This is a genomic window from Streptomyces sp. ISL-1 (assembly GCF_018614585.1).
GTDB classification, from domain to species: Bacteria; Actinomycetota; Actinomycetes; order Streptomycetales; family Streptomycetaceae; genus Streptomyces; species Streptomyces maoxianensis.
This window is the reverse complement of record NZ_JAGGOI010000023.1, coordinates 21,838-44,159: the sequence shown is the minus strand read 5'-3', so window position 1 is coordinate 44,159 and position 22,322 is coordinate 21,838. Positions and strand designations below refer to the sequence as shown.

Here is a 22,322-nt window from a genome sequence, read left to right as displayed (position 1 = left end):
GTGGCCGGGCATTCAGTCCGGCCGCAGGGGCCGTCACAGCGAGCGCCTCAGAGAGAGGGCTGCGAGCGGAGGGTGGGACGAGGTCTCAAAACCCCTGGACGTAGTACGGCTCGAGGGTCATCCGGCCGTTCGCGCGGGCGCCGTTGCGGCGGCCGGTGTCGTTCTTGGCCAGGGTGTACCAGGAGTCGACGTAGTCCGGGTCGTCGGTCCACCAGTCGTCGGGAATGGCGTCCAGGACCGCGTTCACCAAGGGGATGTAGACGCCCTGGTCGGCGATGGTGAGCAGGATGCCGGCGATGGCCTTGGCGAGGTCGCGGTAGTTGGTGCTGCCGTCCTCCTCCATCATCACGGCGTCGGCGAGGTTGTACTTGTAGTTGGACCAGTTCACCAGGATCTGGTTGGGGTGGTAGACGACTCCGTCTTTGTCCAGATAGGGCATCTCGACCGGGTCGACGCGCACCTTGCCGTCCAGACCGAAGCCGGTGACGAGCGAGTAGATCTCGGCGTCGCCCTTGACCCAGGGCTCCTCGTCGTCCGAGAGCTCCACGCCGGTGATACGCGTGGTCCAGAAGCCCGCAGCGGCGGTGCTCGCCTGCGGCACGTTCAGGCCGTGCTTGCTGAACTCCTGGCGCATGACCGTCATGCCCGCCGCAAGGGCCTTGGACTCGTCGATGTCGAGCACATAGACGGGCCGGTCGGGCGCATTGCGCGCGTCCAGGGTGTGGGCGGCCCCACGGCTGTCGTACGCGGTGATCGTCTTGGCGTGGTCGTCGGCCGTGGCGGCGGCGACGAGCGGGGCGGCGCCCGCCTTGAGGTCCTTGCGCATCGAGTCTGCGCCCAGGCGCAGTCGCAGCAGGGAGCCGGTGTCCGCGCCGAGGCCCTTGGCGGCGGCGATCTGCCGGTCGGCCGAGGCCAGCGAGGATGTGAGGCGCTTGCCGGCCTGCGCCGCGGCTGCCCGGCCGGTCAGCGCGCGCAGATCCAATTGCTTGTCGGTCACGGCAGCGTCCCGCACCTGCGAGCGCCAGCCCGCGTCGGCGAGGGAAACGGCGACCGCCCGGGCGGTACGGTCCTCGATGCGGCTGACCGCGGCCGAGGTTGCCGCGCGGGACGACGGGGCCGATGCGGTCGCCCGGTCACCCGCCGCGGTGTCGTCCGGGGCAGCTGCCGCGGGGAACGCGGCAAGCTGGACGGTGGCCAGGCAAGTGACGGAAATGATGGCACCGGCAAGGAGTTTGGGCCGTGCACGTCTACTGCTCAAGAGGTCCTCCTGAAGCGAGTGGGGGATTCTGGTCGCATTCGGATGGAGCGTGAGAGCGGTGGTACAGAGCGATCTACACGAGTAGACCTACTCGCGGGTACAGCATGGCGGGGCCATGTCAGAAATGCAACGGGTCTGTGCCCAACTCGGTTTTGCCCAGGGCGCGTTGGCTGCCTATTCGAGGAAGCCGACTGGGGCGCTGGTGCTGTGACCAAGGTGGTTCGCCGGGTTGCGGGTGGAGCCGAAAGTGCCTGCGCCGGTCGGATATGAGGGCACATCAAACGCGGTGCGGGAGGGGCGTGGTGGCACAACCGGTCAAGGAATGCGGGCTGACTGATCAAGAGGGGCAGAAGCTGCAGCAGTTCGTGCGTCGGGGCAGCACCGGCACCGTGCGCTACCGGCGGGCAGACACCGCGAACGCGCCCGAATCGGCGCCCGAATCGGCAGCGAGAAAGGCGTCTGCCGGGGCGGACGACCCCGGCCGACCGCAGCCTGAACAGGCGTCCCGGCGAACTTCACGGTCACAGCACTACAGAGGCGCCCCTCCGTACCCGATCTCGTTGCCGTCGGGATCGCGGTACAGCACCTTGCGCATGCCGTTGGGATAAGTCTCCCGCTTCACGGGTTCGATCCCGCGATCGGCGATCCGATCGACGCGGGCGTCGAGATCGTCGACGAGAATCGTCTGGACGGCGTGACCGGCGTGCTCGGCGTTCTGCTGGATGTACAGATATCGGTGCTCGGCGAGCTCCCACACCGCTTCCGTGTCGGATGGGAGGAAGGCCGGCTCGGAGCCCAGCACACGCACGTACCAGGCCTTCGCAGCCTCGTAGTCACTGACGTAGATCCCGGCGAACAAGTCGATCGGCATCTGACCAGGCTAGTGGCGCGGCCTGAGCCGACCCGGCGAACCTATTGCGGTCACAGCATTAGAGCCCGCGGTACTGGGGCGTGCGGCGTTCCACGAAGCTCGCCACGCCCTCGTTCGCGTCCCGCGTCGTCATATTGATCTCCTGCGCGGCCGCCTCCGCGGCGAAGGCCGCGGTCCGGTCGGCGTCGAGTGAGGCGTTCACCAGCTGCTTGGTGAGCGCGATCGCCCTCGTCGGCCCGGCCGCCAGCCGCAGCGCCCACTCACGCGCCGTCTTCGCCAACTCCTGCGCCGGCAGGACGTGGTTGACCAGCCCAATCCGCTCGGCCTCCGCCGCGGGCAGCGAGTCGCCGAAGAACATCAGCTCTTTGGCCCGTTGCGGACCGACCAGCCGCGCCAGCAGATACGCCCCGCCGCCGTCCGGGACGAGCCCGCGCCGCACGAACACCTCGATGAACTTGGCCTCTTCCGCGGCCAGTACGAGATCACAGGCGAAGGCAAGATGCGCGCCGATGCCCGCGGCGGTGCCGTTGACCGCCGCGATCACGGGCTTCTCGCAGTCCAGTACGGCCCCGATGAGGCGCTGCGCGCCGAGCCGGATCGTCCGCGCGACGTCCCCGGGGATCCGCTCGCGGCCGTCCGTCGGCGTCCCGCGCAGGTCCGCGCCCGCGCAGAAGCCCTTGCCGGTTGCGGTGATGACGACGGCCCGTACTTCGGGGTCGGCGGAGGCGGCGGCGAGCAGCGCGATGAGCTTCTCCCGCTGGTCCCAGGTGACGGCGTTCATGGCTTGGGGGCGGTTGAGGGTGATCCATGAGACTGCGTTGTCAGTGCTGTGCAGTATCAATGAGTCAGTGGATTCTTCGGGGGAGGAAGTCATGGGGGAGCAGCTCCGATTCGTACGGTCGACGTCACCGGCACACTCACCGGCACACGGCCAGCGCGTCCAGCGCCACCGCGCCCTGCCCGCGCGGCAGCACCATCAGCGGATTGATGTCCAGCTCCGACAGCTGCTCGCCCAGCTCCAGCGCCATCCGCTCGACCCGCAGCATCACCTCCACCAGTGCGTCCACATCCACCGGCGGGCCGCCCCTGACACCGTCCAGCAGCGCGCGGCCGCGCAGTTCGCCGAGCATCGCGCGCGCCTGGCCCTCGCCGAAGGGCGGTACGCGTACGGCAGCGTCGTGCAGCACCTCCACCAGCACCCCGCCGAGGCCGACCGTCACCGTCGCGCCGAACAGCGCGTCGTGGGTGACGCCGACGACCATCTCGACACCCCGCTCGACCATCTGGCAGACCAGGATCCCGTCGAGGTCGACGCCCTCGTAGTGGGCGATGTCGGTCAGTTCGCGATAGGCGTCGCGGACCTGGCTGGCCGACGTCAACCCCACCTTGACCAGGCCGAGTTCGGTCTTGTGGGCGAGCTGAGTCCCGGACGCCTTCATGACGACCGGGTAGCCGACCAGGCCCGCTGCCCGTACCGCCGCCGCCGCGCTGGTCACCAGCTGCTCGCGCGGCACGCGGATGCCGTACGCCCGAAGGAGCTGCTTCGCCGCGTGCTCGCTCAGTTGCTTGCCCGGGCGCATCAGTGCCTGCGCCTTGCGGAAGGAGGGGGACGAGGTGCGCGGCGCGTCGTCGAAGGGGGAGCGGTAGCCGGCCCTGAAGCGGTGGTGGTCCAGGTAGGCGCTGACGGCGCGGATGCAGTTGGCGAAGGTACGGAAGGTGGCGACCCGCGAGGACCCGAGCAGCGTCTCGCGGTACGCCGCCTCCGTGCCCACCGGCGACCCCCACACCACGCACACCAGCTTGTCCGTGGCCTCCGCCGCGTCCACCAGGTCCTGCGCCAGCTTGTCGCTCATCGGCGGGAAGGGGCCGGTGATCGGACAGATCAGGACCCCGACCGCCGGGTCGGCCAGGATCGCGTCGATGATCTTGCGCCCGCGCCAGTCGCCGACGGGATGGCCGCCGTTGTCGACGGGGTTCGCGACGCTCAGATAAGGGGGTATCCACTCGTGCAGCTCAGCCTGCTTGGCCTCGGAGAGCCGCGGCAGTCGCAGCCCCGCCGCGGTCGCCAGGTCCGAGAAGTGCGCGCCCGTGCCGCCCGAGATCGAATAGACGACGATGCCCTCGGCCACGGGCCTGCGCGCTCGCGCCAGCAGCGCTGAGGTGTCCTGGAGTTCGTCGAGCCCGTCCACCCGGATCACGCCGAACTGCCGCATCGCCGCGTCCACCACTTGGTCCGCGCCGGTCAGCTTGCCGGTGTGCGAGGCGGCCATCCGTGCCCCGGTCTCGGTCCGCCCGACCTTGACCGCGACTACCGGCACCCCGCGCCGGGCGGCCCGGTCGGCGGCGAGCAGGAAGGAGCGTCCGTCCTTGAGCCCCTCCACGTAGCAGGCGATGGCCCCGACCTCGGGCCGCTCGGCGAAGTACGAGATGAAGTCGGCGGTCTCCAGGTCGGCCTCGTTGCCGGTGGGTGCCCAGTGGGACAGCCGTACGCCGAGTTCCTGCATGGTGAAGACGGGCCGCCCCTGGTGTCCGGACTGGGTGATCAGCGCGATCGCGGGCCCGTCCAGGTCGTCCCGGAACTTCTCAAAGGCGTTGAGGTTGGTGTTGGGGCCAAGGAGCCGTAGCCCGGAGCGTTCCGCCGCTGCCGCCAGCCGCCGCTGAGCCACCGCGCCCTGCTCGCCGGTCTCGGCGTACCCGGAGGCGAAGGCCACGGCGAACTTCACCTTGGCCTGGGCGAGTTCCTCGATCACCGGCAGCGGGTCGCCTACCAGCAGCACGGCGAGGTCGACCTGCTCGGGCAGCTCTCCGACGGACGGCACGCAGCGCAGCCCGAAGACGCTCTCCCGGGTCGGGTGCACGGGATGGATCCGCGCCCCGACGCGCTCTGCCCAGTCGACGAGCTGACGGGTGATCCCGGTATTGGGCCGCCCGTCGCCGTCGGACGCCCCGACGACGGCGACGGACTCGGGCCGGAAGAACCGGTCCAGATCGGGCACGGGCGCGTACAGCGGCCGCCCGCTGACATCCAGATCACCGTCGGTGGCGGTGCCGTGCACAACGGTGTGCGGTGATTCGCCGCAGGCCACAACGCGGGCGCGGAGGTCGGTGGTGAAGGTGCCGTGAGTCGATCCAAGCATCGCCGAGCCCCGCTCCTGCTCGTCGGACAGTTAACTGACGCATAGTCAGATTACAGAGCTGACGGCCAGTCAGGAACAGTCCTGCGGGCAAAGGCTCCCGACGGGAACGGATTTGCAGGTCCCGGGACCGGGCGCGCTCAGTTCTCGCGGATGGCGCCGAGCGCCCGCCGAAGGGGCCCTGTCCCACTCGTACTCGTACCCATGCCTGTGAGCCCGCACCCTCCACAGCGGGCGAGCGGGCGAGCGGGCGAGCGGGTCGGGGGCGGGGCGGGTTCTTGGACCGCGGCGGGTGGCCGGGCGCCCCGCCCGCTAGCGCGCCAGCGCCTTCGCGATCTTTCGCGCGTCGATCGCCATCTCGCGGAACATCCCGCTGATCGGGTTGGTGAACCCGGTGAAATACAGCCCCGGCGCCTGAGCGGCGGCGCGGCCGCCGTGCGTCACCGGCCGCCCCCGTTCGTCCAGTACGCCGAGATGGCCGACCAGGCCTTCAAGCGCCCGTCGGTAGCCCGTCGCCGCGATCACCGTGTCCGGGGAGATGCGAGTGCCGTCCGCCAGGACCGCCTTGCTGTCCTCGAAGGAGTCCACTGCCGCGACCGGCTCGACCTTTCCGGACCGTACCGCGTCGATCAGACCGACGTCCTGGACCGGGATAGCGCCCTCGCGCACCCGGGAGTACAGGCCTGTCTCGGGGCGTGGCAGGCCGTGTTCGGTGAGGTCGGGGACGGAGATCTTGCCCATGATCCCGCCCGCCCGGTCCACGAGGCGGACCGGGAGGCGACGGACCAGGATGCCGGTGCGCTGGGCCGGCCAGCCCGCAGTCGAGCGGCGGACGATGTGCGGGGTCGTCCGCACGGCGAGGCGGACCCGGGCGCCGCCGCCTTCCATCAGGTCGACGGCTATCTCGGCGCCGGTGTTGCCGACCCCGACGACCAGTACGTCCTTGCCCGCGTACGGGGCGGCGTTGCGGTACTCGCCCGCGTGAAGCACTTCACCGGTGTACGAATCGCGGCCCGGCCAGTCCGGCAGGCGCGGGGTGTGGTTGTAGCCGGTGGCCACCACGACGGCGCGTCCGGTCAGCAGCCGCCCGCCCGTCGCGTGCAGCAGCCAGTCGGAGCCCGACGGCTCGATCCGGGAGACCTCGACCCCCGTCACGATCTCCAGCTCGTGGAACTCCGCGTACTTCTCCAGGTAGCGGACCACGTTGTCGCGCGAGACCCAGCGTCCGAAGGACCTGGGCATCGCGAGGCCGGGCAGGCCGGACAACCGCCGGGTGGTGTGCAGATGCAGCCGGTCGTAGTGGCGGCGCCAGGACGCGCCCACGGATTCGGACTTCTCCAGCACCACGGCCCGTACGCCCTGCTCCCGCAGCGCCGCGGCAGCCGCGAGACCGCCCGGGCCGCCGCCGATGACGTAGACGGGCCGGTCGTTTGTGAGGTCGATGTCCATTTCGTCGGGCATGAATCGTGAGCGTAATCGCCCGATTACTTGATGGGTCTCAGTCAAGAGGGGAATCGGTTGCGAATTGATCACGCGCGCACACCACTTGTTCACAAGCTGCCGGATCTCTTGCGCGCGGGCCGCCCCATCCGCTGAACTGACGTACCGTCAGAAACTGGGAAAGGGGTCCCGGATGGAGACCGTCTGGCTCACCGGTGCCGAGTGGCTCGCCGTCCTTCGCATCGGTCTCGGCCTGTGGTGGCTGGAGAGCTGGCGTCACAAGGACAAGAAGGGCTGGTTCGAGCGCGGCACCGGCATCGCCTGGGCCGCCGACGTCGCCGGCAGGCACAAGTGGCCCGTAGTGAAGACCGGCTTCGAGGCGGTGGTCCAGCCCCGCCCCAAAATGATGGCCTACATCGTCGTCTACGCCGAACTCGCCCTCGGGCTCGGTCTGGTCGTCGGCTTCCTGACCCCGATCGCCCTCGCCGGCGGCCTGCTCCTCAACCTGCTCTACCTCATCCTGATGATCCACGACTGGGCGGAACAGGGGCAGAACGCCATGATGGCTCTCATATCCTTCGTCGCGCTCTTCGCCATGTCCTGGCAGACCTGGTCCCTCGACAGCGCGATCGGACTCTTCTGATGACGACCGGACCGCGGTTCGATCTGCCCGAAATCGACGACTTCACCCGCCCCTTCTGGGACGCCGCCGCCGACGGGCGACTGCTGATCCGCCGTTGCCGCGCGTGCGGGAGGGCCCACCACTATCCGCGCGAGTTCTGCCCGTACTGCTGGAGCGAGGACGTCGACTGGGAGCGGGCGAGCGGCCGCGCGACGCTTTACACGTGGTCCGTCGTGCACCGCAACGACCTGCCGCCCTTCGGTGCCCGCGTCCCGTACACCGCCGCCGTCGTCGATCTCGTCGAGGGGCCGCGCATGATGACCGAGATCGTTCAGTGCCCGCGGAGCGGGCTGAGCATCGGCATGGCGCTGGAGGTCACCTTCCGCCGGGAGGACGGAGAGCAGGAGGACGGAAAGCGAGAGGACTGCGAGCAAGAGGACGCCGAGCGAGCCGTGCCCGTCTTCCGGCCGGCATGATCACGGCCAGAGCAGCTCCGTCGCCCAGTCGCTGTCCTCGCGGCGGTAGCGCAGCCGTACGTGCCGCCGCCGCTCGTCACCCTGGAAGAACTCCACCTCGTAGGGGTCGAGCACATAGCGCGTCCAGGTCGGCACGGGCGCGTCAGGCTCGGCCTGCGCCCGCTCCCACGCCGCCTGTGAGGCGTCCGCCAACTCGCCCGGCGAGCTGAGGACTTCACTCTGGCGGCCGGTGAGCGCCGCGGCCAGCGCTCCCGTTGAGCGGGCGTGCAGATCGGCCTGGCTCTCGGTGGAGCCGCCCGCGCTCACCCGGCCCCGGATCCGGATCTGGCGGCCCTGCGCCGCCCAGTAGAAGCCCAGCGCGGCATCGGGGTGCGTGGCCAGTTGGCGGCCCTTCGCGCTGGTGGCGTGCGAGGCGAAGTGCCAGCCCCGCTCGTCCGCGTCGTGCAGCATCAGTGTCCGTACGTCAGGACGCCCCTGGTCGTCCACGGTGGCAAGGGTCATGGTGTGCGGCTCGGTCTGACCCGCTGCCACGGCCTCGGCGAACCACTGGTGGAACAGCGGCAGCGGCGCGCGCGGTGCCGCGGCGGGGTCGAAGCCGGGGAGTGTGGTGTCCCAGACCCGCTGTGCGCGCAGGAGGCTGCGGAACGTTTCCTGCTGATCGTTGTCCATGCCGTTATTACTACACTCGCAGTGGTGTCAGGGGGCAGCGACCAGGGGGCCGTGAGAGGAACACGCATGAGGCAGAACCTCGCCCGGCGCGCCGCGCTGATCGACGCGGCCATCGAGGTGCTCGCCCGCGAGGGGGCGCGCGGTCTGACGTTCCGGGCCGTGGACGCCGAGGCCGAGGTGCCCAACGGCACCGCGTCCAACTACTTCGCCAACCGCGATGATCTGCTCACCCAGGCCGGCGGCCGGATCTACGAGCGGATGCGCCCGGACGAGGCGACCATGGCGGCCATGTTCGAGGGGCCGCCCACCCGCGAGCGGACGGCCGAGCTGGTTCGCGATGTGGTGGAGCGCGTCACCGCGTTCCGCACCGGCTATCTCGCGCTGCTGGAGCTGCGCCTGGAGGCCACCCGCCGCCCCGCCCTGCGCGCGGTGCTCACCGAGCGCGTCCGCGAGGACATCGAGAACAATGTCACCAGCCACCTCGCCGCCGGTCTGCCCGGCGACGCCGACGCGGTCAAGATGATTTACCTCGCCGCCAATTGGCTGGTGGTGGAGCGCCTCACGCTTCCCGGCGTCTTCGCCCAGGAGGAGGCCGGCGACCTCATCGCGGCGCTGGTCGAACGCCTCCTCCCGGAGTAGCCCGAGCGTCACGACTCCCGGGTCGCGTCGTGGGCGGCGATGCGCCTACGCGGCTGCCGGGGGCCCGGCTGACGGATGTGCGGATCCCCTCGGCTTCCCCTCGGCTTCCTCTCAGTCCCGGCCCAGCACCACCGTCCCGGACGAGCAGAACCAGCCGCCCGTACCGGATGCCACGGCCAGTCGCGGCGGCCCGCCGTCCGCCTTGCGCACCTGGTGGCCGGCCGCCTCGCCGCGCAGCTGCCGTACCGCCTCGACCAGCAGAAACAGCCCGCGCATCCCGGGATGGCAGGCGGAAAGACCGCCGCCGTCGGTGTTCACCGGCAACTCGCCGTCGAGCCTCAGCCGTCCCTTCTCGACGAAGGGGCCGCCCTCGCCCTTGGCGCAGAAGCCCAGATCCTCCAGTGTCACCAGCGTCATGTAGGTGAAGGCGTCGTAGATCTCGGCGATGTCGATGTCGGCGGGGGTGACGCCCGCGCGCCCGAAGGCGAGCCGGCCGCTCACCGCCGCCGGGGAGAGCGTGAAGTCCTCCCACTCCGACATGGTGGTGTGGGAGACGTATTCGCCGGTGCCCAGAATCCACACCGGCTCCTTCGCGCAGTCGCGTACGTACTCCTCCGCGGCGATCAGCACCGCGCAGCCGCCGTCGCTGCGAACGCAGCAGTGCAGTTTGGTGAACGGGTCCGCGATCACCGGCCCGTCCAGCACCTCGTCGACGGTGATCGGGTCGCGGAACATCGCGTCCGGGTTGGCGGCGGCGTTCGCCCGCGCCTGGACCGCCACCGAGGCGAGCTGTTCCAGCGTCGTGCCGTACTCATGCATATGGCGGCGGGCTGCCATCGCGTACTTGGCGATGAGGGTGTGGCCGTAGGGGACCTCGAACTGGAGCGGTCCGCGGCCGCCGAAGGAGAGATTGGAGGTGCGCCGGCGCGCCTTGATGTCGGCGCGCGAGGTCGATCCGTAGACGAGGAGCACGGCATTGGCGTGACCGGCGGCGATCGCGTCCGCCGCATGGGCCGCCATCACCTCCCAGGTGGCGCCGCCGACGGCGGTCGAGTCCACCCAGCTCGGCCTCAGGCCCAGATACTCGGCGACCTCGGCCGGGGCGAGCATGCCGAGGCCGGCCGAGCCGAATCCGTCGATGACGGACCGGTCGAGGCCGCTGTCGGCGAGTGCGCGGCGGGCGGCCTGGGCATGGAGGGCGTAGGGCGTGGGGCCGTCGACGCGGCCGCAGTCCGAGAGGGATATACCGAGGATGGCGACTCTGCGCTGTGGGGTAGCCATGAATCTGACGGTACATCAGATAGCGTGGAGCGTATGGCTGGAAGCAATGCCGAAGATGTCGACACCTATCTCGCCGAGGTGCAGGAGCCGGACCGGCTCACGGCGCTTGTCCGGATCCGGGAGCTGTGCCGTACGGAGCTCGCGGGGTACGAGGAGGTGATGGCCTGGGGCATGCCCTGCTACCGCCGCAAGGACGGTGAGCCGGAGATCGCCTTTGCCAATCAGAAGCAGTACGTCTCCTTCTATCTGATGCGGCCGGACATCCGGGAGGGGTTCGAGGACCGGCTGGCGGACCAGGACATGGGTAAGGGGTGCCTGCGGTTCCGGCGTACCGAGAAGGTCGACTACGACCTGGTGCGGGATCTGCTGCGGGCCACCGCGGCTGCGCCGGGCGAGGCCTGCTGAGTGCCCCGTGGCGGCTGAACGCCCGCGCGCATGCCTCTGTGCATCTGGGGCCACCGGCTCTAGCATGACGGCCCGTCAGATACGGAGGGCTCCCATGGACACCGCCTTCACCGCGGAGCAGGACGAGATCCGCCGCACCCTGCGCGAACTGCTGACCAAACGGTCCGGCCCGGACGAGGTCAGGGCCGCCGTCCGCACCGCCGCCGGGTACGACCCGCAGCTGTGGGCGCAGCTGTCCGAGCAGCTGGGCCTGCCGGGTCTCGCGCTGCCCGAGTCGTACGGCGGAGTGGGGTGCGGCCTCGCGGAGCTCGCGCTCGCCTGCGAGGAGACCGGGCGGGCACTCCTGCCCTCGCCGCTGCTGGCCACCGCGGGGCTCGCGGCGCCGTTGATCACCGCGCTCGGAACCCCCGGGCAGCAGGGCGAGCTACTGCCGCGCATCGCGGACGGCTCGCTGACCTGCGCACTCGCCGTGCCGGGAGGTGCCCTCGCGCCGGCTCTTGGGCTGACCGATGACAACGTGGGCGGAGAGTGGGCGGGCGGCGGGCGGGCCGGCGGCGTGCAGGCGCGGCCCGGCGACGGCGGGGAGTGGCTGCTCTTCGGCGAGGCAGGGCAGGTCCTCGACGGGCACAGCGCGGGACTGCTCGTGGTCGCGGCGCATACGGGGGGCTTCGCCCGTAGCCGTACGCTCCTGTTCCTGGTCCGGGCGGACGCGGCGGGCCTTACCCGGGTCCGGCAGGCGACGCTGGACGAGACCCGGCCGCAGGCCCGCATCGAACTGCGCGACTGCGCAGGGTGGTTGCTGGGGGCGGACGACGCGGCGGACGTGCCGGGGGCGCTGGCCGCTACGGGGGCGCGGGCGGCGGCCCTGCTGGCGGCAGAGGCGGTCGGGGCGGCCGGGAGTGCGCTGGACCGGACGGTTCAGTACGTCCGCGCCCGCGAGCAGTTCGGCCGGGCGATCGGCTCCTTCCAGGCGGTGAAACACCGGCTGGCGGATCTGTACGTACAGGTCCAGGCGGCCCGCTCGGCGGCGTACTACGCGGCGTGGGACCCGGCGGAGGGCGGCCTGGCCCTGGCCCAGTGCCTGGAGGCGCTGCGGGTGGTCACCGGGGAGGCCGTGCAGTTGCACGGCGGGATCGGCTTCACCTGGGAACACGAGGCGCACCTCTACTTCAAACGGGCGACGGCGGACGAGCTGCTCTTCGGCCCGGTCCACCGGCTGCGCGCCCATGCGGCCGAACGGGCGGGACTCTTCGCCGCGCGGCCGGCGGTGGCGGTCTGATGCCTCCCGGTGTGCGACTGGTCCAGAAGGTCTCCTCGACCCGTGCCTTCGCGAAGATCGCGCCCCACGTCATCCCGGCGTTGGACCGAGCGGTGCACCGCCTGACACGCGGCAAGGTGCTGCTCAGCGCACAGATGCTGCCGGGCGTCATTCTCACGGCCCGCGGCGCGAAGAGCGGCCTGCCGAGGGTCACCCCGCTGGCCTGTATGCCACAGGACTCGGGCGACTGGCTTCTGATCGGCTCGAACTTCGGCCGCCCGGGCCACCCGTCCTGGACGGCGAACCTGCTGAAGAACCCGGACGCGGAGGTGAGCTGGAAGGGCGAGGACATCCAGGTCCATGCCCGCCTGCTGGAGGGCGAGGAAAGGGAAAGGGCCTGGCAGGCGGCCCTGGACTTCTGGCCGCCATACGCGACGTACCAGTCAAGGGTGGACCGGCAGATCCGCCTCTTTCGCCTCACGCGGCGGTAGGGGTCGCGGGTTGCGGTGCCCTGGCCCATGTCCGCGGGTTGCGATGCCCTGGCCCACGCCGACCACGGACCAGGAAGACCAAAGCCGACGGCGGTCACCCGGGAAGGGACCGCTGTCGGCGTGACAGGACTTGGAGAAGACGAGCCGCAGCCGCCTACTTGATCGGCTTCTTTTCCGTGATGCCCAAGTGCACCAACAGCGCCAGATTCGGCTTCAGTTCCGCCTGCTTCACACCCCAGGTCGTGAATCCCTTCTGATGCGCCGCCACCGCCGCCAGCATCGCTACCAGCGAGCCTGCCACCGCCGCCGGGCTGACGTCCTTGTCGACCTTGCCCTTGGACTGCAGGTCTTTCACCGCGTCCGCAAGGGAGTTTGTGACCGAGGTAAGGATTTTCATGCGGATCTTGTAGAACCGCTTGTCCCCCTCCGCGGCCCCCAGATCCACCACTCGCAAAATCGCGTCGTGGCGGCGCCAGAAGTCGAGGAAGCCCTCGACCAGTTGCACCGACGTCTGCCAGGCGGCCTTGCCGACCCAGGAGCGGCCGGAGACGAGTTCGGTCAACTCCGCGCCCTCCTTGGCCATTTCCTCCGCCAGCTCGAGGACCGCGCCCTCGACGTCCGGGAAGTACTGGTAGAAGGTCGCGGGTGAAGTGCCCGCCTTCCGGGCCACGTCGATGACTTTGACGTCCCGGTACGGCGAGGAGCTGAGCATCTCGCTGAGGCAGTCGAGCAGCTTCTGCCGCGTCGCCTGTCCGCGTCGTCCGGCCACTCGGCCGTCGACGGTACGTACTTGTCCTGTCATGCCGTCAGCTTACCGAGGGGTGATCGGCGCGCGATTCGGCCGACTGCAAATGGGGTGCGGCAGGGGCGCGGCCGGCTTGCTGCCCCGCTGCTGCCAGGGGCGCGACCGGTGTACGCCAATAGTGTTATCAACAGCCTGTGGACAACTTCCGTGGACAACTCAACAAATCCGGGCTTCGTCCCGGCCCGCTGTAGGCCTTATATGGCGATAATTGGTCAAACGTTCGATTCGATTCTCTGCGCCGCGCGGGCCGCGACGCTAGCTTGAGTGTGACGGGCACCACACTCGCCGCATCCCGCACCAGGGAAGGAACCAGGTCCATGGCCGAATTCCCACAGGGCGCGCCGTGCTGGGTGGACGCGGCGCTCCCCGACGTCGAGGCGGGCAAGCGCTTCTACGGCGAGCTGTTCGGCTGGACATTCGGACAGGGCGAGGGACCGTACTTGGACGCCTTCAGCGACGGAAAGCTGGTCGCCGCCCTGGTGCCCAAGCGTGACGGCCGGATGCCCACCGTCTGGGGCGTCCACTTCGCCACCGCCGACGCCGCCGCGCTGAGCAGGGAGATCCGGGATGCCGGCGGCCAGGTGATCACGGCCCCTGTGGAGGTCGGCACGGCCGGGACGATGGCGCTCGCCACGGACCCCGGCGGCGCGGTCTTCGGACTCTGGCAGGCGGGCGAGAGGGCCGGCTTCGAGAAGCAGGGCGAGCCGGGCTCCTTCTGCTGGACCGAGGTGTACACGCGGGACAAGGAGCGGGCCGACCCCTTCTACGAACGGGTTTTCGGCTTCAAGGGCACGGATCTGCCCGACGACTCCATCGACTTCCGGATGTGGTCCCCGGCCGGTACGGAACCGGGGGAGGACACCGCCATCGGTGGCCGCAGCGTCATCACCGACGCCTTCCCGGCCGAGATGCCCGACCACTTCCTCATCTACTTCTGCGTCGAGGACTGCGACGAGACCGCCGCGGCCGCAACCCGCCTCGGCGGCCGCATCCAGGCGTTGCCCTTCGATATTCCGTACGGGCGCATCGCCGTGCTCGCCGACAACCAGGGCGCCTCGTTCGCAGTACTCGCCGAACCGAAGGCGGCCTGAGGGCAACTCGAGGTGGCCGGACCGCGTCAGGACGCATGGGGGGCGCGCGGCTGAACCATTCCGCCCCCCGGTCCGTGCCCGAAACCGGGTGAGACACCCCGATCCGCCCCCGGGTTCGCAACCGTCGCCTCCGACAGGAAGAATCAGGGTGCGCACCGCTGAGGGTCTCGGTGGTGAGACTCTGCACGGGGCTGTAGTTGACGGGCTCCATATCTTCTGGGGCCCGTACGGGGAGGTGGCAGGCAAGTGATCGAGCAGCTGACGCAGCATGACCCGAGACGGATCGGTCCGTTCGAGGTGCTGGGCCGGCTCGGTGCAGGCGGCATGGGACTGGTCTATCTCGCCCGGTCGGCGTCCGGCCGACGGGTGGCGATCAAGACGGTGCGCACCGAGCTCGCCGAGGACCAGCTGTTCCGCGTCCGCTTCACGCGTGAGGTGGAGGCCGCCAGGGCCGTCAGCGGTTTCTACACGGCGGCGGTTGTCGACGCCGACCCGCGGGCGGCCGTGCCGTGGCTCGCCACCGCGTACGTTCCGGCCCCCTCCCTCGAAGAAATAGTGAATGAGTGCGGGCCGATGCCCGCTCAGGCGGTGCGCTGGCTGGCGGCCGGCGTAGCGGAGGCGCTGCAGTCCATCCATGGCGCCGGCCTCGTCCACCGCGACCTCAAGCCGTCGAACGTCCTGGTCGTGGAGGACGGGCCGCGCGTCATCGACTTCGGCATCGCGTCCGGCGTCTCCAACACCCGGCTGACCATGACCAATGTCGCCGTGGGCACGCCCGCGTACATGTCACCGGAGCAGGCGCGCGACTCCCGCAGCGTGACCGGCGCGAGCGATGTGTTCTCGCTCGGCTCCACATTGGTCTTCGCGGCGACCGGCCACGCCCCCTTCCACGGCGCGAACCCGGTCGAGACCGTCTTCATGCTGCTGCGCGAGGGCCCGGACCTTCAGGGGCTGCCGGACGAGCTCCGGCCGCTGATCGAGTCCTGTATGCAGATGGAGGCCGTGCGGCGGCCCTCGCCGGAGGATCTGCAGGCGCAACTCGCCCCGCATCTGTTCTCCTCCGGCAGCGACGACAGCGGGACCGCGTCCGCATGGCTGCCGGCGCGGGCCACCGCGATGATCGAGCAGCGTCGCGGCGGCAGGCCCGCCGCCCCGGCCCCGGTCGCCGCACCCCGCCCCGCGGAGCCCGCCCCGCCCGTTCCCCAGGCACCGCCGCAGCCGCCCCGGCAGGGCGCCGACTGGGACTCCGCCTGGCGCGGCGGCAGCGATCCGCGTACGGGACAGGCCTCGCCCGCACCCGTAGCGGCGACCTCTCCCGCCGCCGCGGGACCCGTGCGGCTGCCCGGTTCCAAGGTGCCGATCGGCCCCGGCCCGCGCGTCGCCGACGCCGGGCGCGGCGGGGTGGTCGAGACCGGCCCCGCGACCGGCTGGATCCGCCCGCCCGGCGCCCTGAACGGCGCCGAGGCCGCGACGAGCGCCGTCCCGGCACCCGGACCGGTCCCCGTCCAGGCCCCCGTGCCGCCGCCCGCCTTGCCCCCGGACTCACCCTCCGGGCACTGGCGCCCGTGGCGTTTTCGGATGTCGAACGACGTCTGGGGCACGCCGGTGGTCGCCGGGGACCTCCTCTACGTCACCTCCTTCGAGGTGCACGCGCTGGACGTGGGCAGTGGCCGCCGCCAGTTCAAGACCCGTGACGTGGCCTGGGCGATGGCCGTGTCGGGCGGCCGTATCCATGCCTCCGACGGGCCTTCGCTGTACGCCCTGGACGCGACCAGCGGCCAGGAGCGCTGGCGGCTCCAGACCGACGCCTGGGTGTACTCCCTCAAGGTCGACCGCGGCACCGTCCTCACCGGGACGCGCGGCGGCGGCGTACAGGCCTGGGAGGCGTCCAACGGCGAGAAGCTGTGGGAGACGACCGGCGCGCAGACGGACTTCGAGACCCAGGAGGCAGGGCCCGCGATCTTCGGCGACACGGTGTACGTGTGGCAGAACGCGAGGCTGCGCGCGCTGGAGGCCCGTACGGGTGTAGAGCGCTGGTCCTACCCCGTCGGTGACGCGGCGTCCTGCGGCAATGTGCCCGTACGGGTGCATCCCGCGGCCGACGGGTATGCGTATGTCGCTGCCGGCACCCGCGTCCTCGCCGTCGACATCGCGAACGGCCTGGTCCGCTGGCACTTCGAGGCCCCCGCGGTGTTCCTCTCGCCGCCGGTCTTCGCACCCGGCCCGGCGGTGACGGGCGGCGGCGTCTATCTGGCCGACTACCTCGGCACGGTGTACGCCCTGGACGCCACGACCGGCAAGGACCGCTGGCGTATCGCCACCGAGGCGCGCCAGTCCGTCGAGCCCGTCCTCGTGGCCGGCGGCAACATCCATGTCGGCAGCGGCAGTGCGCTGTACACGCTGGACGCGGTGACCGGCACCCCGATGTGGCGGTTCGCCGCGGGCGGCGAGGTCATCGGCGCGCCGGTCGTCGCGGACGGCCGGGTGCACTTCGGCTCCGCGGACCATGTGCTCTACACGCTGGACGCGAGCGGCGGCCAGCTGCGCTGGAAGCTCGCGACGGGCGGCGAGATCACCGGGTCGCCGGTGGCGCAGGGCGGTGTGGTGTACGCGTGCAGCAAGGACCGGTGTGTGTACGCGCTGGACGCGGTCAAGGGGACGGCGACGGGGCGGAGCGGGGCGCGGTAGTCGTTGCCGGGGCCGCCCCGCGCCCGGTGGTGGGGGGCATTCCCCGGGCGTCCTGGGGCCAATCCCCGCCCGGCCGCGCCTGATTCGCGACTGCTACGGTGTCGCGCGGTTGTCAGGTACATCAAGTACCTCGGTTCCAGGGGGAGAATGGCCATGGTGCGTCGACGTCTCAAGCTCGCGGCGGTACTTGTAGTCGTAGTGCTCGCGCTGACCGGATTCTCGAGTTCGTCGGGCGGCAAGGGTGGCAAGGGCGGAAAGAGCGGGTCGAAAGGCAGCAGTGGCGGCGGAGGCGGCTGTTCCAGCTCCAAGAAGTCGAACAGCGGCTACCGCGACTACGACGATGACGACTACGGCTCCTCTTCCGGCTCGGACTCGTACACCGGCGACCCCACCCCCACCGCGACGGACAGCGGCCCGGCCGAGGCATATGTCGTCGACTGTGTGAAGAAGGGCCGCGGCTCGCGCAGGGCCGATACGGCGGCCACGGTGAAGGTCGTCTCGGGCTCCACGGTGGCGCATCTGTACGAGGTCGACGTGGTGTTCCTGGACGCCGTGGGTGAGGTTGTCGACCGCGGTTACACCAAGGTCAGCCTGGACGCCGGGGAGACCGAGACCGTCAAGGTCAGGATGCAGAGCCCCAAGAAGGTGTCGCGCGTGAAGAAGTGCGAAGCGGACGCCCTGCTCGACGACTGAGCCGCCTGCGCCAGGCCGCCCGGGCCCCGGGGACGGGTTGAGGTGGCGGGGGGCTGAGGCAGCAGGCTGCTCAGGGCCTCGGGACTGGCCTGAGGTGGCAGCCGCCCTGGCCCGCCAAGAGGGCTCTGATGGAGACTCGCCGGCGTTCGAGGCGTGGGGGTCCCCCCCACGCCCGCAGGGCGAGGGGGAGGGTCCGGGGCGGAGTCCCGGCTACCGCGCCCGGTAACTCCCCCTGCCCCGCCCGTCCTCGAAGAGCTCCGCCTGCCGCTCCGGTGGCAGATTCCCGAGCGCAATCAGGTGCGGGGCGTGGGCGAGTGCCTGCGTCCTCGCCGCCTCGCGCGCAGACCACACCGCCCGTACCGTCCCCTGCACCGCCTCGGCCGGATGCGACGCCACCACCGCCGCGGCGCGCAGCGCGGCCGCCGCCGCCTCGCCCGGTTCGGTCAACTCCGAGACCAGGCCCGTCTCGTAGGCCCGCCGGGCCGATATCCGTTCCGCCGTCCCCATCAGCGCCATCCGCGCCACCTCACCGAACGGCATCCGCTGCGCCAGATAGATCGTCTCGTACGCGCTGACCATGCCGTACGTCGTATGCGGGTCGAAGAACGTCGCCTCCCGCGACGCCACCACGAACTCGCTCTCGCCGATCAGATAGAACGCCCCGCCGCAGGCCATCCCCTCCACGGCCGCGATCACCGGCTTCCACAGGTCGTTCGCCTTCGGCCCGATCGCGATCAGCGGATCGTCGATCGAGTACGGGGAGGAGGGCTGTGGCACCCGCACCGAGCGGTCGATGCCGGTGCAGAACGCCTTGCTGCCCGCGCCGGTCACCACCACGGCCCGTACGGCGTCGTCGCGCCGGAACTCCCGCCAGACAGCGGTCAGTTCGGTTGCGGTCTCCAGATCGATCGCGTTGTGCTTCTCGGGCCGGTCGAGCGTGACCAGCGCCACGCCCGTCTCCTTGTCGCTGTCGATACGCACGCTCATGAGCGCTCCAGCAGCCAGCGCGGCACAGTGAGGTCACCGAGCCGGGTGAACGCCACCTTCACCCCCGCGCCGATGCGCAGCCGCGCCGGGTCAACCGAGTTCAGCGAAGCGTCCGGCGCTGCGACCACATTGCCGACGAGCCGGACGTGGGGGGCGTCCAGGAGCTCGACGACGACCGCGTTGTAGGGGGCCTGGGCGGCGTAGTCGGGCAGCAGCGGCGGATGGGGAACGACGTACGACCAGATGCGCCCGCGCCCGCTCATCCTGTGCCACTCGTTGTCGAAGGACCGGCAGTGCGGGCAGCAGGGCCGGGGCGGGAAGCGCAGCTCGCCGCAGGGCGCGCAGGCCTGAACGCGGAGCTCGCCCCGGGCGGCGTACTCCCAGAAGGGCGCGCCGTCCTCGTCGACGACCGGTGTGAGCATCTCAACTCCTCAGCAGAACAGCCGAAGTGGGCACACCCTCGCCCGCGGTGACCAGGCAGGTCGCGGCGTCCGGGACCTGCGCGGTGGAGATGCCGCGCAACTGCTTCACGCCCTCGTTGATGAGGTTGAAGCCGTGTACGTACGCCTCGCTCAGTCCGCCGCCCCCCGTGTTGAGGGGCAGCCGGCCGCCGATCTCCAGCGCGCCGCCCTCGGTGAAGGCCGCGCCCTCACCCCTGCCGCAGAAGCCGTAGCCCTCCAGGGAGAGCGGTACGAGCGGGGTGAACGCATCGTAGATCTGCGCCACATCGACGTCCTGCGGCCCGAAGTCGGCGGTCTTCCACAGCTGGCGGGCCGCTGTCCAGGCGGGTCCGGTGAGCGGGTCGTCGTTCCAGTAGTTGACCATTCCGTGGTGCTGGGCGGGCAGGCCCTGGGCGGCGGAGTGGATGTACACCGGCCGGTGGCGGCAGTCGCGGGCGCGCTCGGCGCTCACGATCACACAGGCCAGCGCGCCATCCGTTTCCAGGCAGTTGTCGAAGAGGCAGAGCGGCTCACTGATCCATCGCGAGTTCATATACATGTCGCGGGTCAGCGGCCGTTCGTACATCATCGCGGCGGGGTTCTGGTTGGCGCGGTTGCGGCAGGCGAGGGCGACGTTGAAGAGATGGTCGCGGGTGGCGCCGTACTCGTGCATATAGCGCCTCGCCAGCATGCCGATCTCGTCGGCGGGCCGCAGCAGCCCGAACGGCCGGGTCCACTGGCCGGGGGTGGGCAGCTGAACGGCGGTGTTCTTCCAGGGCCTTGGGCCCGATCCGCGTTTGCGTGAGCGCCAGGCGACCCCCACGCTCGCCTGGCCCGTCGCGATCGACCCGGCGAGATGGGCGACGGTGGCGCAGGAACCGCCGCCGCCGTAGCCGACCTTGGAGAAGAAGGTCACGTCTCCGGCACCGATGGACTTCGCGATCTCGACCTCGTCCGTTTCCTCCATCGTGTACGAGGCGAAGCCGTCGACCTCGGACGGGTCGATGCCGGCGTCGTCGAGCGCGGCGACGATGGCCCGGCAGGCCAGGGTCTTCTCGGATTCGGGAAGGTGTTTCGCGAAGGCCGTCTGCCCGATTCCGGCTATCGCGGCTGCGTCCTTGAGGCTCGCCATGAGGGGGAGAGTACAGCTAATCTGACGGACAGTCAGCTACTGCGGTGGGAGGGCTTACGATGCGCGGCGACCTGGAGTGGGGCACCATCCCGAAGCTGGTACGGAGCGCTGCGGGACGTTACGGGCAGCGGGAGGCCGTCGTCGATGGCCGCACCCGCGTCTCGTACGCCGAACTGGGCGAGCGCGTCGAACGGGCGGCCGCCGGCTGTATGGCTTCGGGCATCGAACCGGGCGACCGGGTCGCCATCTGGGCACCGAACACCCTCGACTGGATCGTCTCGGCGCTCGGCGCGGTCACGGCCGGCGCGGTGCTGGTGCCGCTGAACACCCGCTTCAAGGGAACGGAGGCCGCGTACGTACTCCAGCGCAGCCGGGCCAGACTGCTCTTCGTCACCGGCACCTTCCTCGGCACCTCGTACGTCGCGTCCCTGCGCCGCGCCGAGGTGAACCTGCCGCACCTGGAACAGGTCGTGGTCCTCGCCGACAGTGCGCCCGAGGACTTCCGCACCTGGAAGGACTTCCTGGCGGGCGGCGACGCGGTGACATCGGCGGAAGTCCGCACCCGCGCCGACTCGATCGACTCCTCGGCCCCCTCCGACATCATCTTCACCTCGGGCACCACCGGCCGCCCCAAGGGCGCTGTCATCACCCATGCGCAGACGCTGCGCTGCTACGACGTGTGGAGCGAACTCGCCGGGCTGCGCGAGGGCGACCGCTATCTGATCGTGAACCCCTTTTTCCACACCTTCGGCTACAAGGCGGGCATCATCGCCTGTCTGACCCGGGGCGCGACGATGGTTCCGCAGCCGGTCTTCAATGTGGACACGGTCTTGGCCAACATCGCCTCCGAACGCATCTCGGTGCTGCCCGGCCCGCCGACCCTGCACCAGTCGCTGCTCGACCACCCGGCCCGCGACCAGCACGACCTGTCCGCGCTGCGCCTTGTGGTCACCGGCGCGGCGGTGGTCCCGCTCCGGCTGGTGGAGCGGCTGCGCAGCGAACTGCGCATCGCCACGGTGCTGACCGCGTACGGCCTCTCCGAGGCGAGCGGCATCGTCACCATGTGCCGCCGCGGCGACGCCCCGGAGACGATCGCCACCACCTCGGGCCGCGCGATCCCCGGCACCGAGGTCCGCGTGTCGGCCGCCGCCGGGCAACCGGGCGAGGTGCTGGTACGTGGTCACCATGTGATGCGGGGGTACTTCGAGGACCCGGAGGAGACGGCGCAGGCGATCACCGAGGACGGCTGGCTGCGCACGGGAGACGTCGGCGTACTGGACGAGAGCGGCAATCTCCGTATCACCGACCGGATCAAGGACATGTTCATCGTCGGCGGCTTCAACGCCTACCCGGCGGAGATCGAGCAACTGCTGGGCCTGCACCCGGATGTGGCGGATGTGGCAGTCATCGGCGTCCCCGACCCGCGGCTCGGCGAGGTGGGCAAGGCGTATGCGGTACGGCACCGGGGCTCGACGCTCACGGCGGACGATCTGATCGCCTGGTCGCGGCGGGAGATGGCGAACTACAAGGTCCCGAGGGAGGTCGAGTTCGTCAGCGAACTGCCCAGGAACGCGAGCGGGAAGGTTCTGAAGACGGAGCTGCGGTCGCGGCAGCGGGCCTGACGGCATCGGACGGGCGGCGTACCGTCCGGTCGCGGGCGCGCGCCTGACCGGCCCGGACATACGCGGGCGCCGGGACGCAGGCGGCGTCCCGGCGCCGTACATGCCGCGGCCGCGACGGCTCCCCCTCCGCGCCGCCGCGGCCGCACTCCGTCCGAGTGGAGTCCGGATCAGCCCTTGGGCGGGGCCGGGGCGTGGTGGTCCATGGTGGTGAGGGTGCCGTCGGTCGGCGGTGCGGGCGCGTGGTGGGCGCCCAACGTGGTGATCTTTTCCTGGTTCTGCTCGTTGCTGCTCATGGTGTCCCCCATGGGATTGCTTCGTCA

22 protein-coding genes are annotated in these 22,322 nt (G+C 70.6%); 10 read left to right on the top strand and 12 right to left on the bottom strand.

From position 1 onward, the window contains the following. Positions 1-85: 85 nt before the first annotated feature. From J7E87_RS16910 to J7E87_RS16890, 5 genes are all read right to left on the bottom strand, one after another. Positions 86-1,258: a DUF3103 family protein gene (locus tag J7E87_RS16910; RefSeq protein ID WP_251017570.1), complete on the bottom strand. Its 1,173-nt coding sequence runs from the start codon at positions 1,256-1,258 to the stop codon at positions 86-88. Between the two features lie 529 nt (positions 1,259-1,787). Further along, the gene (locus tag J7E87_RS16905) at positions 1,788-2,129 is read right to left on the bottom strand and encodes a VOC family protein (protein ID WP_215094737.1); all 342 of its coding nucleotides are present in this window, start codon (positions 2,127-2,129) and stop codon (positions 1,788-1,790) included. 58 nt (positions 2,130-2,187) lie between these two features. Beyond that, entirely contained in the window at positions 2,188-3,003 is an 816-nt protein-coding gene (locus tag J7E87_RS16900; protein ID WP_215094735.1) for an enoyl-CoA hydratase/isomerase family protein, read from the bottom strand. A 43-nt stretch (positions 3,004-3,046) separates the two neighbouring features. Then, positions 3,047-5,266 carry an acetate--CoA ligase family protein gene (locus tag J7E87_RS16895; RefSeq protein WP_215094733.1) on the bottom strand — a complete coding sequence of 740 codons (2,220 nt, stop codon included), beginning with the start codon at positions 5,264-5,266 and terminating at the stop codon, positions 3,047-3,049. A gap of 309 nt (positions 5,267-5,575) precedes the next feature. After that, positions 5,576-6,724, bottom strand: coding sequence for an NAD(P)/FAD-dependent oxidoreductase (locus J7E87_RS16890; protein ID WP_215094731.1), 1,149 nt, complete (start codon positions 6,722-6,724; stop codon positions 5,576-5,578). A 172-nt stretch (positions 6,725-6,896) separates the two neighbouring features. Here J7E87_RS16890 and J7E87_RS16885 point away from each other — a divergent pair, with 172 nt between their 5' ends. Both J7E87_RS16885 and J7E87_RS16880 read left to right on the top strand, forming a co-directional pair. Beyond that, a complete protein-coding gene (locus J7E87_RS16885) occupies positions 6,897-7,346 on the top strand; it encodes a DoxX family membrane protein (protein ID WP_215094729.1) in 450 nt (149 codons plus the stop codon). Continuing rightward, positions 7,346-7,801 (top strand): Zn-ribbon domain-containing OB-fold protein, encoded by a 456-nt coding sequence (locus tag J7E87_RS16880; RefSeq protein WP_215094727.1) that lies wholly within the window; start codon positions 7,346-7,348, stop codon positions 7,799-7,801. Before J7E87_RS16885 ends, J7E87_RS16880 begins: the two co-directional genes overlap by 1 nt. On the opposite strand, the gene J7E87_RS16875 is transcribed toward J7E87_RS16880, so the two are convergent. After that, positions 7,802-8,470, bottom strand: a complete 669-nt coding sequence (locus J7E87_RS16875) for a pyridoxal 5'-phosphate synthase (protein WP_215094725.1) — start codon at positions 8,468-8,470, stop codon at positions 7,802-7,804. 66 nt (positions 8,471-8,536) lie between these two features. On the opposite strand from J7E87_RS16875, the gene J7E87_RS16870 reads away from it, so the two are divergent. Further along, a complete protein-coding gene (locus J7E87_RS16870) occupies positions 8,537-9,109 on the top strand; it encodes a TetR/AcrR family transcriptional regulator (protein WP_215094723.1) in 573 nt (190 codons plus the stop codon). A gap of 111 nt (positions 9,110-9,220) precedes the next feature. On the opposite strand, the gene J7E87_RS16865 is transcribed toward J7E87_RS16870, so the two are convergent. Next, positions 9,221-10,390, bottom strand: coding sequence for an acetyl-CoA acetyltransferase (locus J7E87_RS16865; RefSeq protein ID WP_215094721.1), 1,170 nt, complete (start codon positions 10,388-10,390; stop codon positions 9,221-9,223). Between the two features lie 33 nt (positions 10,391-10,423). Here J7E87_RS16865 and J7E87_RS16860 point away from each other — a divergent pair, with 33 nt between their 5' ends. From J7E87_RS16860 to J7E87_RS16850, 3 genes are all read left to right on the top strand, one after another. Continuing rightward, the gene (locus tag J7E87_RS16860; protein ID WP_215094719.1) at positions 10,424-10,795 is read left to right on the top strand and encodes an iron chaperone; all 372 of its coding nucleotides are present in this window, start codon (positions 10,424-10,426) and stop codon (positions 10,793-10,795) included. A gap of 94 nt (positions 10,796-10,889) precedes the next feature. Continuing rightward, on the top strand, positions 10,890-12,074 hold the full coding sequence (locus J7E87_RS16855) for an acyl-CoA dehydrogenase family protein (RefSeq protein ID WP_215094717.1): 1,185 nt from the start codon (positions 10,890-10,892) through the stop codon (positions 12,072-12,074). Next, positions 12,074-12,544, top strand: coding sequence for a nitroreductase family deazaflavin-dependent oxidoreductase (locus J7E87_RS16850; RefSeq protein ID WP_215094715.1), 471 nt, complete (start codon positions 12,074-12,076; stop codon positions 12,542-12,544). The genes J7E87_RS16855 and J7E87_RS16850 overlap by 1 nt, the downstream gene beginning before the upstream one ends. 154 nt (positions 12,545-12,698) lie before the next feature. Here J7E87_RS16850 and J7E87_RS16845 read toward each other — a convergent pair whose 3' ends face one another. Continuing rightward, positions 12,699-13,346 carry a TetR family transcriptional regulator gene (locus J7E87_RS16845; RefSeq protein ID WP_215094712.1) on the bottom strand — a complete coding sequence of 216 codons (648 nt, stop codon included), beginning with the start codon at positions 13,344-13,346 and terminating at the stop codon, positions 12,699-12,701. A gap of 320 nt (positions 13,347-13,666) precedes the next feature. On the opposite strand from J7E87_RS16845, the gene J7E87_RS16840 reads away from it, so the two are divergent. The 3 genes from J7E87_RS16840 to J7E87_RS16830 all read left to right on the top strand — a co-directional run bounded on the left by J7E87_RS16840 (position 13,667) and on the right by J7E87_RS16830 (position 17,821). Further along, a complete protein-coding gene (locus tag J7E87_RS16840) occupies positions 13,667-14,440 on the top strand; it encodes a VOC family protein (RefSeq protein WP_215094710.1) in 774 nt (257 codons plus the stop codon). Between the two features lie 249 nt (positions 14,441-14,689). Then, on the top strand, positions 14,690-17,128 hold the full coding sequence (locus tag J7E87_RS16835) for a PQQ-binding-like beta-propeller repeat protein (protein ID WP_215095169.1): 2,439 nt from the start codon (positions 14,690-14,692) through the stop codon (positions 17,126-17,128). Between the two features lie 153 nt (positions 17,129-17,281). Continuing rightward, positions 17,282-17,821: a hypothetical protein gene (locus J7E87_RS16830; RefSeq protein WP_215094708.1), complete on the top strand. Its 540-nt coding sequence runs from the start codon at positions 17,282-17,284 to the stop codon at positions 17,819-17,821. 210 nt (positions 17,822-18,031) lie between these two features. Here the strand turns inward: J7E87_RS16830 and J7E87_RS16825 are convergent, their stop codons facing one another. Genes J7E87_RS16825 through J7E87_RS16815 form a run of 3 tightly spaced genes read right to left on the bottom strand, consistent with a single transcriptional unit; the run spans position 18,032 to position 20,380 of the window. Beyond that, positions 18,032-18,808, bottom strand: a complete 777-nt coding sequence (locus J7E87_RS16825; RefSeq protein WP_215094705.1) for an enoyl-CoA hydratase/isomerase family protein — start codon at positions 18,806-18,808, stop codon at positions 18,032-18,034. Continuing rightward, complete coding sequence (locus J7E87_RS16820) at positions 18,805-19,230, bottom strand: Zn-ribbon domain-containing OB-fold protein (protein ID WP_215094703.1); 426 nt, start codon at positions 19,228-19,230, stop codon at positions 18,805-18,807. Before J7E87_RS16820 ends, J7E87_RS16825 begins: the two co-directional genes overlap by 4 nt. Before the next feature lies 1 nt (position 19,231). Then, on the bottom strand, positions 19,232-20,380 hold the full coding sequence (locus J7E87_RS16815) for a lipid-transfer protein (RefSeq protein ID WP_215094701.1): 1,149 nt from the start codon (positions 20,378-20,380) through the stop codon (positions 19,232-19,234). Between the two features lie 59 nt (positions 20,381-20,439). Between J7E87_RS16815 and J7E87_RS16810 the strand changes: the two genes are divergently transcribed. Next, entirely contained in the window at positions 20,440-22,002 is a 1,563-nt protein-coding gene (locus tag J7E87_RS16810) for a FadD3 family acyl-CoA ligase (protein WP_215094699.1), read from the top strand. A gap of 167 nt (positions 22,003-22,169) precedes the next feature. Here the strand turns inward: J7E87_RS16810 and J7E87_RS35885 are convergent, their stop codons facing one another. Continuing rightward, positions 22,170-22,295, bottom strand: a complete 126-nt coding sequence (locus tag J7E87_RS35885) for a hypothetical protein (RefSeq protein WP_285427344.1) — start codon at positions 22,293-22,295, stop codon at positions 22,170-22,172. Between the last annotated feature and the right edge of the window lie 27 nt (positions 22,296-22,322).